Source organism: Caulobacter hibisci, assembly GCF_016135805.1.
GTDB classification, from domain to species: Bacteria; Pseudomonadota; Alphaproteobacteria; order Caulobacterales; family Caulobacteraceae; genus Caulobacter; species Caulobacter hibisci.
Genome location: NZ_JADWOX010000026.1, coordinates 1 through 13,384 on the forward strand (window position 1 = coordinate 1; position 13,384 = coordinate 13,384).

Annotated in this window: 13 protein-coding genes; 8 read left to right on the plus strand and 5 right to left on the minus strand. The window is 71.5% G+C overall.

The window, feature by feature from the left end:
• Nucleotides 1-2,365 (minus strand): ATP-binding protein (locus tag I4Q42_RS23950; RefSeq protein ID WP_198578614.1); only part of this gene is annotated, 2,365 nt, incomplete at its 3' end.
• Nucleotides 2,366-2,551: 186 nt separating this feature from the next.
• On the opposite strand from I4Q42_RS23950, the gene I4Q42_RS23955 reads away from it, so the two are divergent.
• Nucleotides 2,552-3,841 carry an MFS transporter gene (locus tag I4Q42_RS23955; protein WP_198578615.1) on the plus strand — a complete coding sequence of 430 codons (1,290 nt, stop codon included), beginning with the start codon at nucleotides 2,552-2,554 and terminating at the stop codon, nucleotides 3,839-3,841.
• On the opposite strand, the gene I4Q42_RS23960 is transcribed toward I4Q42_RS23955, so the two are convergent.
• Nucleotides 3,838-4,320, minus strand: a complete 483-nt coding sequence (locus I4Q42_RS23960) for a DUF1348 family protein (protein ID WP_198578616.1) — start codon at nucleotides 4,318-4,320, stop codon at nucleotides 3,838-3,840. The two genes, I4Q42_RS23955 and I4Q42_RS23960, sit on opposite strands and share 4 nt — an antisense overlap.
• Nucleotides 4,321-4,541: 221 nt before the next feature.
• On the opposite strand from I4Q42_RS23960, the gene I4Q42_RS23965 reads away from it, so the two are divergent.
• From I4Q42_RS23965 to I4Q42_RS23995, 7 genes are all read left to right on the plus strand, one after another.
• Entirely contained in the window at nucleotides 4,542-5,546 is a 1,005-nt protein-coding gene (locus I4Q42_RS23965) for an alpha/beta fold hydrolase (RefSeq protein ID WP_198578617.1), read from the plus strand.
• 12 nt (nucleotides 5,547-5,558) lie between these two features.
• Nucleotides 5,559-6,062 carry a cytochrome P460 family protein gene (locus I4Q42_RS23970; RefSeq protein ID WP_232793406.1) on the plus strand — a complete coding sequence of 168 codons (504 nt, stop codon included), beginning with the start codon at nucleotides 5,559-5,561 and terminating at the stop codon, nucleotides 6,060-6,062.
• Between the two features lie 90 nt (nucleotides 6,063-6,152).
• Nucleotides 6,153-7,439, plus strand: coding sequence for an epoxide hydrolase family protein (locus I4Q42_RS23975; RefSeq protein ID WP_332873143.1), 1,287 nt, complete (start codon nucleotides 6,153-6,155; stop codon nucleotides 7,437-7,439).
• Nucleotides 7,440-7,464: 25 nt separating this feature from the next.
• On the plus strand, nucleotides 7,465-7,875 hold the full coding sequence (locus I4Q42_RS23980; RefSeq protein ID WP_198578618.1) for an Ohr family peroxiredoxin: 411 nt from the start codon (nucleotides 7,465-7,467) through the stop codon (nucleotides 7,873-7,875).
• A complete protein-coding gene (locus I4Q42_RS23985) occupies nucleotides 7,853-8,947 on the plus strand; it encodes a redoxin domain-containing protein (protein ID WP_198578619.1) in 1,095 nt (364 codons plus the stop codon). Before I4Q42_RS23980 ends, I4Q42_RS23985 begins: the two co-directional genes overlap by 23 nt.
• 25 nt (nucleotides 8,948-8,972) lie before the next feature.
• The gene (locus I4Q42_RS23990; RefSeq protein ID WP_198578620.1) at nucleotides 8,973-9,758 is read left to right on the plus strand and encodes an alpha/beta fold hydrolase; all 786 of its coding nucleotides are present in this window, start codon (nucleotides 8,973-8,975) and stop codon (nucleotides 9,756-9,758) included.
• 26 nt (nucleotides 9,759-9,784) lie between these two features.
• The gene (locus tag I4Q42_RS23995) at nucleotides 9,785-10,627 is read left to right on the plus strand and encodes an oxidoreductase (RefSeq protein ID WP_198578621.1); all 843 of its coding nucleotides are present in this window, start codon (nucleotides 9,785-9,787) and stop codon (nucleotides 10,625-10,627) included.
• A gap of 25 nt (nucleotides 10,628-10,652) precedes the next feature.
• Here I4Q42_RS23995 and I4Q42_RS24000 read toward each other — a convergent pair whose 3' ends face one another.
• The 3 genes from I4Q42_RS24000 to I4Q42_RS24010 are packed head-to-tail and all read right to left on the minus strand — an operon-like array spanning nucleotide 10,653 to nucleotide 13,062.
• Nucleotides 10,653-10,958 (minus strand): MBG domain-containing protein, encoded by a 306-nt coding sequence (locus I4Q42_RS24000; RefSeq protein ID WP_332873144.1) that lies wholly within the window; start codon nucleotides 10,956-10,958, stop codon nucleotides 10,653-10,655.
• A gap of 26 nt (nucleotides 10,959-10,984) precedes the next feature.
• Complete coding sequence (locus tag I4Q42_RS24005; RefSeq protein ID WP_198578623.1) at nucleotides 10,985-11,788, minus strand: hypothetical protein; 804 nt, start codon at nucleotides 11,786-11,788, stop codon at nucleotides 10,985-10,987.
• 2 nt (nucleotides 11,789-11,790) lie between these two features.
• A complete protein-coding gene (locus tag I4Q42_RS24010; RefSeq protein ID WP_198578624.1) occupies nucleotides 11,791-13,062 on the minus strand; it encodes a hypothetical protein in 1,272 nt (423 codons plus the stop codon).
• Nucleotides 13,063-13,384: the final 322 nt, after the last annotated feature.

Sequence of the window (13,384 nt, forward strand, 5' to 3'; positions counted from 1 at the left end):
AGGCGTTGACGGCGGCCAGCTTGGAGAAGGCCTTCAGCCCGGCCTCGGTCTCATCCAGATCACCAGCCCACAGCGACACCGAGAGGGTCCAGATCAGGGCGATGCAATGGGTGATCGGATGGTCCAGGCGACCGGCCTCGCGCAGCGTCTCGGCGGCGATGCGGCGGGCGCGGTCGGCATGGCCCTGCAGCCACAGGGTGCGGGCCAGGGCGATGCCGGAGCGATTGCGATGGTCGTAGCCGTAATAGATCGTGCGGCCGCGTTCCGAAGGCGGGCTCGACCGCAAGGCCTGCTCCAGCTCGCGCCGGGCCAGGGTCTGATCGCCGGCCAGGTGGTGCGAGACTCCCGACAGCGAAGCGGCCACGGCGATCGCTTCGGGTTCGCCGATGGCGTCGGCGACCTCCACGGCCATGGCCGCCCAGCCCAGGGCCGTTTCGAAGTCACCGATCCGCTCATGAAAGATGTGCAGGCGCCCCAGCAAGCGCAGTTGGTTCCACTGGTCGCCGAGCCGCGTCGCCAGGTCCAGGGCCCGGCGCAGCGCCTTTTCGGCCGCGTCGCTGTTGCCGCGCGTGAACATCAGCGACAGCCCGAGCGCCGCCTGCAGCTCCAACTCGATCGCGCCGTCCCGGTGCTCTTCGCGCAGGCCAGCCACGGCCCGGGCGCACCAGGTCCGGCACTCGACCAGCAGGGACAGGTCGAGGAAGGCCGAGGCGCTGGCCGAGGCCAGGGGCGCGGCCAGGTCGGGGTCGCCGTCGGCGCCGAAACTCCAGTCCAGCGCGCTGCGGATGTTGCCGAGCTGCGAAGAGAGGTCGGCGGCCCATCGCTCCGCGTCCTCCGCGCGCCGGTCTTCGGCGCCCTTCAGGCTTTCCAGCACGTGGACCGCGTGACGACGGGCGGTGGCGGCGCCCTCCCCGTCTCCCCGCGCCGACAGCTTGGCGCGCGCATGGGCTCGGGTCATCTCCAGCAGGCGATAGGCCCGCGCGTCGCCCCAGCGGTCGGGAGAGACCAGCGACTTGGCGATCAGCTCGTCCAGGGCCGAGGCGGCGACGTCGACGCAGAGATCCTCGCCGACGATCACCTCCAGCGCCGCTTCGAGCGAGAACGGCCCGAGGAACACCGAAAGCCGCTCGAACGTCCGGCGTTCGGCGTCCGAGAGCAGGTCGTAGCTCCAGTCGAGCGTCGCCTGCAGCGTCTGCTGCCGGGGCTGGGCCGTGCGGCGGCCGACCCAGGCCAGGCTGAAGCGCTCGCCCAGCAGGCGGGCGGTGGCCTGGACGCCGTGGGCGGCCACCCGTACGGCCGCCAGCTCGATCGGCAGGGCCATGCCGTCCAGGCGACGGCAGATGTCGGCGACCGCGCGGGCGGTGTCGAGATCGGCGGCGGGCGCGCCGCCCGCGGCCGCGGCGCGAGCCAGGAACAGCTCGACGGCCGGATAGGCCAGCAGCGCCTCGCGGCTCAGCTCCGCCGTCTCGTTGGGATAGTCGAGCGAGGCCAGCCAACGAACCTGTTCGCCGCGCACCCGCAACGGCTCGCGGCTGGTGGCCAGGATGGCGACCCGGGGCGCGGCCTCGCGGATCCGCTCGACGACGCCGGAAACCGCGTCGACCAGGTGTTCGCAATTGTCGAGGATCAGCAGGCGGTGCTGCTCGCGCAGGTGGCCCAGCACGACCGCCAGCGGGTCCTCGGCCTGGACGACGACGCCCAGGGCGCCGGCGATGGCCGAAGCGACCAGCGCGCCGTCCTCGAGCGCGGCGAGGTCGACGAAGTTCGCCCCGTCGGCGAAACGCTCGGCAAGGGCGTGGCCGGCCTCGATCGCCAGGCTGGTCTTGCCCACGCCCGCCGCCCCCACGACGGTGAGGATCTGGCCGTCGCCGATGCGCTCGAGCAGCAGCCGCACCTCGTCGTCGCGCCCGATCAGCCGCGAGAGCCGCGCCGGTAACCGGCCGGCCGACCCCGGCTCGATATTGGCCGGCGGCGCGGGGATGGCGGGCGGCGCGGACAGTCCCCGCACAGGCGCGACGAAGGCGTAGCCGACGCCCACCTGGGTGGCGATGAACCGCGCGCCATCCTCGCCGTCGCCCAGGATCCGGCGCAGATTGGCCATGTGGAACCGGAGGCTGGCGTCCTCGACGACGACATCGGGCCAGACGCGCTTGAGCAAGTCACGCTTGGAGAGCACCCGGCCGGGCTGGGCAACCAGGGCCAACAGCAGGTCAAGCGTTCGCCCGCCGATCTCCAGCGGCGCGCCGTCACGGGTCAGCAGCCGCTCGCCCGGCGTCAGGGCGAAAGGCCCGAACGACAGCCGCGCCCCGATGGGCGGCTCGACGCTGATGACGCTCGAAGCAAGGTTTTCCACGGTCTGTCGCATGTTGCGGACGCGATCGCCCTAGACTCACCTGAGATTACGGGGCGGCCAGCGGCCGGATAGTCCAAAGCTGACGCAATGTCGCCGGCTGGTTTCCGTCTGTCGGACCTGAACCCCGCATGCAAGTTAGCGCGTGCGAGACGCTGCAAGACCGACGTTATTCGCTCTTCCATAGAGCCGAAAAACGCGGTGGAAACGTTCAAGAACAGCGCCGAACGCCATGCTCATACCGGCCTCATGACGCCTCACTGGTATCGTGGTCTCAGCGGAGACGCCCGGCGCGCCTTCTGGAGCTCCTATGCCGGCTTCGGGCTCGATGCGATGGACGTGCAGCTCTACGCCTTCGTCATGCCGGCGCTGCTGGCGCTGTGGGGACTGAGCCACGCCGAGGCGGGCCTGCTGGCGTCGGTGACCCTGGCCTGTTCGGCCCTCGGCGGCTGGGCGGCGGGCGCGCTCTCGGACCGGCTGGGCCGGGTCAGAGTGCTGACGGCGACGATCCTCTGGCTGGGCGTATCGACCTGCCTCTGCGGCCTGGCCCGGAACTTCGACCAGCTGCTGGTCGCCCGCGCCCTGCAAGGGCTGGGCTTCGGCGCCGAGTGGGCGGCCGGCGCTGTGTTCGTCGCCGAGATGGTGTCGCCCGGCGTTCGCGGTCGCGCGGTCGGCGCGGTGCAGAGCGCCTGGGCGCTGGGCTGGGGCCTGGCGGCGCTGATCTCGGCCGCGGCCCTGGCCCTGACGCCGCCGGACCTGGGCTGGCGACTGACCTTCGTCGTCGGCCTGGCGCCGATGGTCGTCATCTATCTGGTCCGCGTCCGGATGCGCGATTCCGAGACCTTCCTGACTGGACGCAAGGCCGCCGGCTGGACCGCCATCTTCGCCCCCGGACAGCGCTCGATCACCCTGCGCGCCAGCCTGCTGGCGGCCGGCATGCACGGCGGCTACTGGTCAATCGCGACCTGGTGGCCCTCGATGCTGCACGCCGAGCGCGGCTTCTCCGCCACCCTGACCAGCGTCTATTTCGGCGTCATCGTCGCCGGATCGCTGCTGGGCTATCTGGCCGGCGCCTGGCTGGGCGACGTCGTCGGCCGCAGGGCCACCCTGGCCGGCTTCGCGCTGGGCGCGGCCATCACCGTGCTGGCCAGCACGGCCCTGCCGGTCAGCGACACGGCGCTGCTGGTGCTGAGCTTTCCACTCGGGGTCTTCGCCCTGGGCATGTTCAGCGCCATCGGGCCGGTGCTGACCGAGCTCTTTCCGACCGAGATCCGGGGGGCGGGCCTGGGCTTCTGCTACAATATCGGGCGGGGCGTCGCCGGCTTCGCGCCGGCCCTGATCGGTCTGCGCATCGACAAGACCAGCCTGGCCCATGCGATCGGGCTCTACGCCACGATCGCCTATGTCCTGGTGCTGGCGGCGACGGCGCTGATCCCCGAGACCCGCGGCAAGGACCTGGCGGCGATCGCCCCGAAGCCGGCCCTGGACTAGAGTCCGAGGTCCGACAGCGCCGGATGATCGTCGGGCCGGACGCCGGCCGGCCAGCGCAGGACCCGCTCGTGCTCCTGGATGGGCTGCTCGTTGACGCTGGTGAAGCGGCGTCGGATCAGGCCGCCGGCGTTCAGCTCCCAGTTTTCGGCGCCGTGCGCCCGCCGCCAGTCGCCGCCGTCGTCGCGGAACTCGGCGACGAAGCGCAGCGCGAGGCGGTTCGCCTCGGCGGCCCAAAGCTCGGTGATCACCCGGCGCTCGGTTTCCCGCCGCCACCTGCGGGCGAGATAGGCGCGGATCTGCTCGCGGCCCCAGAAATAGTCCGCGCGGCTGCGCCACTGGCAGTCGATGCTGTTGTGCAGCACCGCGCCTTCGAAGTCCCGCAGGTTGGAAGCGTTCTCGGCGTCGCGGACCTTCACCAGCGCCCGCTGGCGTTCGGGACACAGGTCGGGGCTGGGGTCGGGGCTGGCTCTGCCGGTCATGTCGTCTCGCTCTCAAGCCGTCCGGCGCGAGCATGGCGCCGATCGCCGCGACCGCCCGTTAGCGGCTGTGAGGCGGCGTGATTTCGCGGGGCCGAACCCAAGCGCGGTCCTGCCGTTGGAAAAGGCCCTGGCGAGCGCTCACCGCCGCTCACACCCGCTAACAGCCGGCCGAGCCCGACCGCGCCTAGTCTTCGGTCACCAACAGCCGAAGGACCCGCGCCATGTCCGCCGCCCCCATCGACCAGAGCCGTCGTCGCCTTCTCGGCGCGGCCGCCCTCGTCACCGCCCTCGCCCCGCTGGCTGGAGCCGCTCGCGCCGCCGTCCCCGCCACGTTCGGGCCGGTCAAGCAGATCGCCGCCGGCCTGCTGGAAGTCGGCTATGTCGAGACCGGGCCGGCCGACGGCCCCGCCGTTCTGCTGCTGCACGGCTGGCCCTACGACATCCACGCCTTCGCCGAGGTCGCCCCACGCCTGGCCGCCCGGGGATACCGGGTGATCGTCCCGCACCTGCGCGGCCACGGAACGACCCGCTTCCTGTCGGCCGCCACGGCGCGCAACGGCCAGCAGGCCGCCCTGGCCCAGGACGCCATCGCCCTGCTGGACGCCCTGGAGATCAAGCGCGCCATCGTCGCCGGCTTCGACTGGGGCGCGCGCACCGCCGACATCATGGCCGCCCTTTGGCCCGAGCGCTGCAAGGCCCTGGTCTCGGTCAGCGGCTATCTGATCGGCAGCCAGCAGGCCAACCGCGCGCCCCTGCCGCCGCAGGCCGAACTGCAATGGTGGTACCAGTTCTACTTCGCCACCGAGCGCGGCCGCGCCGGCTACGCCGCCAACACCGAGGCTTTCAACCGGCTGATCTGGACCCTGGCCTCGCCGCGCTGGACCTTCGACGACGCCACCTTCGCCCGCACCGCCGCCTCGTTCGCCAATCCCGACCACGTCGACATCGTGGTCCACAACTACCGCTGGCGGCTGGGCCTGGCCGATGGCGAGCGACGCTACGACGACCTGGAGGCCAGGCTCGCCGCCAGCCCGCCGATCACGATCCCGGCGATCACCCTGGAAGGCGACGCCAATGGCGCGCCGCACCCCGATCCGGCCGCCTATGCCGGCAGGTTCAAGGGCCCCTACACGCATCGCCTGATCACCGGCGGCATCGGCCACAACCTGCCGCAGGAGGCCCCGGCCGCCTTCGCTCAGGCCGTGCTCGACGTCGATCGGCTGTAGGCGGCGTCCGTGATGAAAATCCCAAGTCTTCTACTGGTCGCCGGCGCCGGCGCCATGACGGTCGCGGGCCTGTGCTGGGCCGCGGGACCGACACCGTCCGACGCCTCGCCGATCTACGGCGTGCGCATCCCCGCCGGCTATCGCGACTGGACCCTGGTCGCGCCGGCCCAGGAGGCCGCGCCGCTGGACGAGCTGCGCGCCGTGGTCGGCAATCGCAAGGCCCTGAAGGCCTACCGAATCGGCGCGCGCGCTTTTCCGGACGGCACGGTGCTGGTCAAGCTGGCCTGGAAGCACACGCCCTCGCCCGACTTCCCGCCGGCCTCGATCCCCGGCGCCGCGACCACGGTGCAGGTGATGATCAAGGACAGCCGACGCTACGCCGCCACCGGCGGCTGGGGCTTCGGCCGCTTCGTCGACGGCCGGCCGGTCGATCAGGCCCAGCACGAGACCTGCTTCGCCTGCCACGCCGCCCGCGTGAAGGACCGCGACTACGTCTTCACCCGCTACGCGCCCTAGCGCGGCCTAGCTCCAGACAAGGCGACCGCCGCCCCGGCCGTCGCCAGCCCCAGCCCGACAAGTTCCGGCCTCTCGAAAGCGGAGAACACCGTGTCCATACCTTCCCTGCCCGCCGCCCTCCCGGCGACGCGACGCCACATACTCGGCGGCATCGGCCTGGTCCTGACGGCGAGCCTCGCGGCGGCCGAGACCAGCGCAACGCCGACCGGCGACGCCGTCCGTCCGTTCAAGGCGGCGATCCCCGACAGCGCCCTGGCCGACATGCGCCGGCGGGTGCGCGAGACCCGCTGGGCCGACGCCGAACCGGTCGCCGACGCCAGCCAGGGCGTGCAGCGGGCCAAGCTGCAGGCGCTGATGCGCTACTGGGGCGACGGTTACGACTGGCGCAAGATCGAGGCGCGGCTGAACGCCTTGCCGATGTTCGTCACCCAGATCGACGGACTGGACATCCAGTTCATCCACGTCCGCTCGCGCCATGCCAACGCCCTGCCGATGATCATGACCCATGGCTGGCCGGGCTCGATCCTGGAGTTCCTCAAGGTGATCGGCCCGCTCAGCGATCCCACCGCCCACGGCGGCAAGGCCGAGGACGCCTTCCACCTGGTGATCCCGTCGATCCCGGGCTTCGGCTTCTCGGCCAAGCCGACCACGGTCGGCTGGGGCTCGGATCGCACCGGCCGGGCCTGGGCGACGCTGATGCGCCGCCTGGGCTACGAACGCTACGTCTCGCAGGGCGGCGACTGCGGCTCGGTGATCTCCCAGCGCATGGCGTTGCAGAAGGTCCCGGGGCTGCTGGGCGTCCACCTCAACATGCCCGCCACCGTACCGGCCGAGATCGTCAGGATCCTGGCCGCCGGCGATCCGGCCCCGGCCGACCTGTCACCCCAGGAGCGCAAGGCCTTCGGCCAGCTGGAGGCCTTCTATCGCGACAGCGCCGGCTACGCGCAGATGATGAACACCCGCCCCCAGACCATCGGCTATTCTCTGGTGGACTCGCCGGTCGGCATGGCCGCCTGGATGTACGAGAAGTTCCAGACCTGGACCTACAGCGGCGGCGATCCCGAGCGGGTGCTGACCCGCGAAGAGATGGTCGACGACATCGCGCTCTACTGGCTGACCGGCACGGGGGCCTCGGCCGCCCGGATCTATTGGGAAGACCACACCAACAACTTCAACGCCCGCGGCGTCATCGATACGCCCGTCGCGGTCACGGTCTTTCCCGGCGAAATCTACTGCGCGCCCAGGAGCTGGGCCGAGCGCTGCTACAGCGACCTCATCTACTTCAACGAGGCCTCGAACGGCGGGCACTTCGCCGCCTGGGAGCAGCCGGCGCCGTTCGCCCAGGAAGTCCGCGCGGCCTTCCGCACGCTCCGCTGATCCCAACCCGAAAGGACGAGACCCCATGACCCAAGCCCAGACCCTCTATACCGGCAAGGTCCACGTCGTCGGCGGGCGCGAAGGCGCCGCCCGCAGCGCCGACGGACGCCTGGACATCAAGCTCTCCACCCCGGGCGGCCCGGGCGGCGGGACCAATCCCGAGCAACTGCTCGCCGCCGGCTGGTCGGCCTGCTTCCAGGGCGCGATGGCGATCGCCGCGCGGCAGATGGGCGTCACCCTGACCGAGGTGGCCATCGACGCCGAGATCGACCTCAATACCGACGGGGCGGGCTATTTCCTGGCCGCCCGGATGAACGTCTCGACGCCGGGCCTCGCGCCCGACATCGCCCAGCAGGTCGTCGAGGCGGCCCACCGCACCTGTCCCTATTCCAAGGCCTTGCAGGGTAATATCGATGTCGTCCTCAACCTCGTCTGATCCCGATCGGCGGACGTGGCTGAAAGCCGTGGCGGCGGGGCTGATCCCCGTGGCGCTGGGCGGGGCCTTGGCCGTGCCCCAGGCCCGCCAGGCCCTGGCGCGGGTGCTCCAGCCCACGCCGCCGCTGGACGGGCTGCGTCTGTCCGGACCCTGGCTGAACAGTCCGCCGCTCGACGCGGCGGCGCTACGCGGCAAGGTCGTGGTGGTCTGCTTCTGGACCTATTCCTGCATCAACAGCCTGCGGGTGCTGCCCTACCTGCGGGCCTGGCAGGCGCGTTACCGCGACCGGGGCCTCGTGGTGATCGGCGTACACACGCCCGAATTCCGGTTCGAGCGGGACCCGGCCAACGTGCGTCAGTCGGTGCGCGATCTCGACGTCGGCTTTCCGGTGGTGCTGGACGGCGATCGGCGGATCTGGAGCGCATTCGGCAACAATGCCTGGCCCGCCTTCCACTTCTTCGGCGCGGACGGCCGGCTGTACGGCCATGTCGATGGCGAAGGCGGCTACGACGCCTCCGAGCGCCGGATCCAGGCTCTGCTGTCGCAGACGCCGGGACCGGTGGTGGCAAGCCCCTTGTCGACGATCTCCGGCAGCGGCCCCGAAGCCGCCGCCGACTGGGACAGCCTCGGCTCGGGCGAGACCTATATCGGTTACGGCCAGGCCGACGCCTTTGCCTCGCCCGGCGGCTTCAGGCGCGACGTCGAGCACCTCTATCGCGCCCCGGATCGTCTGGCGCTGAACCGCTGGCGCCTGACGGGCGGCTGGACGGCGGGCGAGGAATTCGCCGTCGGCGCGGTCGCGGGACGGATCGCCCACCGCTTCCACGCCCGCGACCTGCACATGGTGCTGGCACCCGACACGCCCGAGCGGCCGGTCCGCTACCGCGTCCGGATCGACGGCGCGCCACCGGGCGCCGATCACGGCTGGGACGTGGCTCCCGACGGTTCGGGCGTCGTCCGCGAGCCGCGCATGCACCAGCTGGTCCGCCAGTCCCGCCCGGTCGCCGACCGCACCTTCGAGATCGAATTCCTCGACCCAGGCGTCCGCGCCTACGTCTTCACCTTCGGCTAGCCCTTCCCTTTCAAGGAGATTTTCGATGTCCAAGACCATTCTCGCCGTCGCCTGCGCGCTCGGCCTGCTGGGTACGGCCAGCGCCCATGCCACCCCCGACCATAGCAAGCCCACCGTCGTGCTCGTGCACGGCGCCTTCGCCGATTCCAGAAGCTGGGACGGGGTGATCGCCGACCTGACCCGCGACGGCTATCACGTGGTGGCGGCCGCCAATCCGCTGCGCGGCGCGGCCAGCGATGCGGCCGCCGTGAAGGCGGTCGTCCAGTCGATCCCGGGGCCGGTGGTCCTGGTCGGCCACTCCTACGGCGGCACGGTGATCTCGGCGGCGGCCGACGGCGCGGCCAATGTCGAGGCCCTGGTCTATGTCTCCGCCTTCGCCCCCGAGGCCGGCGAGAGCACCTTCGAGCTGGCGGGCAAGTTCCCCGGCTCCACCCTGCCCGCGGCCCTCGACAAGCCGGTCGACCTGCCCGGCGGCGGCCACGACCTCTACATCAGGCAAGACAGGTTCCCGGCCCAGTTCGCCGCCGACGTGCCCCTGGCCAAGGCCCGGCTGATGGCGATCGCCCAGCGCCCCCTGGCCGAGGCCGCCGGCGGCGAGAAGGCAGTCGCGACAAGCTGGAAGACCATTCCCTCGTGGTGGGTCTACGGCGAGGCCGACCGCAACATCCCGCCCGCGGCCATGAAGTGGATGGCCGAGCGCGCCAACGCCCGCCAGGTGGTGACTGTGCCGGGCGCATCGCACGTGGTGATGATCTCGCACCCTCACACGGTCTCGGCCGTGATCGAAGCCGCCGCCGCCGGCGCCCGCTGAACGCTCCAAAGCCGAAGGAGACGACGATGTCGCAGAGATGGCTGATCACCGGATCCTCGCGGGGCCTTGGCCGAGCCCTGGCCGAGGCCGCCCTGGCGGCCGGGCATCGGGTGCTGGCCACGGCCCGCGATCCCCGCGCTCTGGACGCTCTGGCGGAGCGGCATGGCGACGCCGTTCGGCCGGCCGCCCTCGACGTCACCGACCCGGAGGCGGCCCGGCGGGCCGTCGCCGAGGCCGTGGACGCCTTCGGCGGCCTGGACGTGGTGGTCAACAACGCCGGCTATGGCGACATCGGCGCGGTGGAGGACACCGCGCTGGACGACTTCCGCCGGCAGATCGACGCCAACCTGTTCGGGACGATCATCGTCACCAAGGCGGCGATCCCGGCGATGCGCGAACAGCGCGCCGGTCACTTCATCCAGCTCTCGTCGGTGGGCGGCCGGCTCGGCGCGCCCGGCCGGGCCGCCTATTCGGCCGCCAAATGGGCCGTCGAGGGGTTCTCCGAGGTCCTCGCCCAGGAGATGGCGCTGGTCGGGGTCAAGGTCACCATCGTCGAGCCCGGCGGCTTCCGCACCGACTTCGCCGGCGCCTCGACCCGCCTGGACGCCGGACGGGCCGAGTACGACGCCGTGGTCGGCGAGGCGGCCCGGCGGCAGGCGCACTATGACGGCCGGCAGCCGGGCGATCCTCGCCGGGCCGCCCAGGCGTTGCTGCGGCTGGCGGCCATGGACCGGCCGCCGCTGCGGCTGGCCCTCGGCAGCGACGCCGTCGCCGCCATCCGCTCGGCCGACCAGCGCCGACTGGCGGAGCTGGAGCACTGGGCCGCGCTCAGCGCCTCGACCGACTACGGCCCCGACGAGTCGAGCTGACGCCGGACCCGACCCACCGGCGTCGCTAGTGCAGCAACGCGACCGTCGCCAGTTGCGACGGGCAGCCTTCGCCGGAACAGGCCGCGCCCAGGGCTTCCAGCTTGGGCTCGGGGTCCCAGTCCAGGGTGAAGTCGGGCGAGGCGTTCAGGTGCTTCAGCGTCGTCGAGCCGTTCTGCTCGGCCGGCGGCAGCGGATCGATCGTGAACCGCGCGCCCGTGAAGGTCAGGTCGTAGTTCGCCGACAGGGCCAGGGTCCCGCGCGTGATCGCATAGGCGCCGGCCGTCTCGCCGGCGTCGCGGGCCAGGCCGCCCGTGAAGGCGTCGCCCGCCACCAGGTCTCCCACCGTGATGCGATAGGTCAGGGTCGGGTCGAAATGGCCGAACCGTAGAAGCTCTTGCCCACCAGGCCGTTGAAGCTGTTGGCCGCGGTCGAGCCGGACGCATTGCCGACCGCCTGGGGGTAGATCAGCCAGCGGCCGACAGCGTTGCTGGCGGTCACCGCGTCGGCGCCGCGCGCATTGGTGAAGGTTCCGTCGGAGGCCAGCACGATCGCGTCGCCCGCCCCGTCGGCCGTCACCTTGCCCGTGCTGGCGAAGGTCATGCCGGCATGCGAGGTCAGGGCCAGCGTCCCCATGCTCAGCACGATCTCGGTGATGGTCAGCGAGCGATCGTCGAGCAGCTTCAGCAGGCCGCCGGTGTTGGTGAAGTCGCCTAGCTGCACCACCTGGTTGGCGGCGCCGAAATTGGCCCCGCCGACCGACGACCCGGTCAGGGTCTGGGCGGCGATGATCCCCGTCGAGACCGGGCCGATGGCGTGGGCCGAACGCAGGTCCACCGTCTGGCCGGTCGCGGTGATCGGGCCGTAGAGGTCGAAGGCCAGGGTGTCGTGGAAGGCGAAACCGCCGGCCGTGGCGCTGATCGCGTCCAGGTACGAGACTTCGTTGGCGCCCAGCAGGACGATGCCCGTTCCCGCGGTCGCGCCCCGCGCTTCGATGGTCGTCAGGTGGGCCGTGGTGGTGTGGTCCAGATTGACGTCGAAATAGCCCAATGGGGCGGTGGCCTCGACGATCGTGCTGGCGCGCGCCGAGGTGATGATGTTGGCGGAGGTGATCGCGCCCGGCGTCGCCGCGCCCAGCACCACGTCGCTATTGGCGGTGTGCACCGTCAGGCTGTTGGCGCCAGTTCCAGTGAGGACCGCCGCCCCCAACTTGGCCGGGCCGTTGGCAGAAAGACGTCGATCAGGTTCGCGCCGGTGGCCGAGGCGACCGACATGCCGCCCACATTGGATCGCCCTAACCTGGCGGACGCCGCGTCCAGTGCGCCCAGTTGGCCGCTGTTGGCCTCGATATAGATATCGCTGGCGTCGCTTTGCACCGTGTCGAGCGTGATGCCGGCTGCGGTCACCTCGACCTCGCCGTCGCCGATCCCCGTACCGGCGTCGAGCTGGCCCAGGCCTGTCACCGCGCCGTTCTGGGCGGTGATGGTCAGCTTGTGGCCGGCATGCAGGCTGAGGGTCCCCAGGTCGAGGTCGCCCAGGGTGTCGGTGATGGTGACGTCGAGCAGGTCGCCGAAATACGGATACGGCGCGAGGGCGTCGCCCACGAAGCCCTGGGCGGTGACCGTGTAGTCGCCGCCGCTGCTGATGGCGCTGACGTCCAGCGTCCCGCCCATGGCCTCGAGCGTGATGTTGTAGGCCGCCAACTCGTCGATCACCAGGTCGCCGGTCTTCTGCAGCCCGGTGACATTGCCCGCGATCGCCGAGGCGACCAGGGCTATGCCGTTGCTGGCGGAGTCGATGTTGACCACGGCGTCGCCGCCCGTCGACTTGACGCTGGCCGTGCCCGTATTGCCGCCGGTGGGGCTGAAGAGGTTGGCCGTCGTGATCGCCGCATAGTCTGGATCGCCCAGCACCGCGTTCCCGGAGGCCGTGATCGACAGGTCATGACCGGTCCCCGAACCGGTCAGCACCGCCTTGCGCAGGATCGCCTGACCGCCGTTGGAGGTGACGGAGATGTCGCGGGCGGAGGTCGCCGACGCCAGGTCGATGTCGCCCGCCGCGACCGCTTTGACGTCGCGCGTCGCCAGGGTGGAGCCCGCGGTGATGGTGTCGCCTGCGTCGAAGGTGACGTCGCCAGCAGCCACGCCCGCGCCCTCGGTGACCCCGGAGCCGACATTGACCGCGCCGTTGGTCGATTTCGCCAGCACGTGGGCGTCGTCGGCGGCGCCGACGCCGGTCGACTTCAGCGTCGCGGCGCTGGCCAGGATGTCGCTGGTGGCCGTGATCTCGACGGCATCGCCGGCCGTGGCGGACGTGACGACGAAGAGGTCGCGCGCCGCCGAGCCGATCGTCAGGCTGCTCGTCGCGCCGTAGACCTTCAGGTCCCGGCTGGCGCTGCCCGAACCGAGTGTGGCGCTGGTGCTGGCGGAGACCACCACGTCGCCGGCCGCCGTGCCGGTTCCTTCGGTGATGGCCGCGCCGACATTGGCCGCCCCCGTCGCCGACGAGACATAGACGTAGGAGCCTCAATAGAACCCGAGGCGCCCACGCTGCCTGCGCCCGTCCCTTTCAGGGTCGCTCCGCTGGCGAGGACGTCGCCGTTTGCGTTGATGATGACATCGTCCTCGGCCGTGGCCGACGTCGTGACGGTCGCCGCGCCGCTGGTGGCGGTGACGCTGATATCGCGCGCCGCCGAGCCGGTCGTGATCGCGGCGGCGGCGCCGGAGACTTTCAGATCGCGGCTGGCGTCCCCCCGAGCCG

What these genes read in the sequence shown, in the direction of transcription:
- I4Q42_RS23960 (WP_198578616.1), bottom strand. Translation starts at nt 4,320, where the DNA reads ATGACCGGCAGAGCCAGCCCCGACCCCAGCCCCGACCTGTGTCCCGAA.
- I4Q42_RS23965 (WP_198578617.1), top strand. Translation starts at nt 4,542, where the DNA reads ATGTCCGCCGCCCCCATCGACCAGAGCCGTCGTCGCCTTCTCGGCGCG.
- I4Q42_RS23970 (WP_232793406.1), top strand. Translation starts at nt 5,559, where the DNA reads ATGAAAATCCCAAGTCTTCTACTGGTCGCCGGCGCCGGCGCCATGACG.
- I4Q42_RS23980 (WP_198578618.1), top strand. Translation starts at nt 7,465, where the DNA reads ATGACCCAAGCCCAGACCCTCTATACCGGCAAGGTCCACGTCGTCGGC.
- I4Q42_RS23985 (WP_198578619.1), top strand. Translation starts at nt 7,853, where the DNA reads ATGTCGTCCTCAACCTCGTCTGATCCCGATCGGCGGACGTGGCTGAAA.
- I4Q42_RS23990 (WP_198578620.1), top strand. Translation starts at nt 8,973, where the DNA reads ATGTCCAAGACCATTCTCGCCGTCGCCTGCGCGCTCGGCCTGCTGGGT.
- I4Q42_RS23995 (WP_198578621.1), top strand. Translation starts at nt 9,785, where the DNA reads ATGTCGCAGAGATGGCTGATCACCGGATCCTCGCGGGGCCTTGGCCGA.